Raw genomic sequence first — 909 nt, 5'->3', positions numbered from 1 at the left:
CGTCGGGCACCACGCCGAGCACCTGGTGCAGGCCGAGCCCGCCGTCCTCGAAACCCAGCGCGGAGGCGGCCATGTAGAGCCGCCAGATCCGCGCGCGACCCTCGCTGGTGAGCGAAACCGCTTGCTCCCAAGCGCTTTCCAGATTGGCGACCCAGGCGCGCAGCGTCAGCGCGTAATGTTCGCGCAGCGCCTCCACGTCGCGCACCTCGAATCCGTTGCGCTGCATCGCCAGCACGACCTCGCCGACGTCGACCAGTTCACCGTCCGGGAAGACGTAGCGGCCGACGAAGGAGCGCGGGCCCATGACGGACCCGCCCGGCGAGGAGATGGCGTGGTTGAGCAGTCGCCCGCGCGGCCGTAACAGCGCGCGCAGGGTCTGGAAGTAGGTGTCGGCCCGCTTGGTGCCGACGTGTTCGAACATGCCGATCGAGGAGATGGCGTCGAACTGCTCGCCGCGCAGGTCGCGATAGTCGGTCAGCCTGATCTCGACGGTCGAGGACAGCCCCGCCTCCTCGACCCGCTTGCGTGCCTGTTCGATCTGCGCGCGGCTGATCGTCACCCCGAGCACGTCGACGCCGTAGGTCGCCGCGGCGTGGATCGCCATGGATCCCCAGCCGCAGCCCACGTCGAGCAGGCGCATGCCCGGCCGCAGGTCGAGCTTGCGGCAGATCAGATCGTGCTTGGCCCGCTGCGCGTCCTCCAGCGACATCGCGGCGTTCGGGCCGGCCGCGCCGTCGTCGTCCTCGGCGACGAACCGGGCGCACGAGTACGTCATGCTCGGCCCGAGCACCAGCCGGTAGAAGTCGTTGCCGACGTCATAGTGGTGGCTGATCGCGGCCGCGTCCCGACGCTTGGAGTGCAGCGGCCCGCGCCGCGGCCGCGCCTCCTCCGGCGGCGGCTCGGGCCGGT

The 909-nt window shown here is 71.0% G+C and carries 1 protein-coding gene; it reads right to left on the bottom strand.

Annotated elements, in window-relative coordinates:
- Window positions 1-909, bottom strand: a 909-nt coding sequence (locus tag ON39_RS33890) for an SAM-dependent methyltransferase (protein WP_040740333.1), incomplete at both ends; no start/stop codon positions are given.

The organism is Nocardia tenerifensis NBRC 101015 (genome assembly GCF_000308715.1).
GTDB classification, from domain to species: Bacteria; Actinomycetota; Actinomycetes; order Mycobacteriales; family Mycobacteriaceae; genus Nocardia; species Nocardia tenerifensis.
The sequence above is the reverse complement of the archived record's forward strand: the minus strand, read 5'-3'. Positions and strand labels throughout refer to the sequence as shown.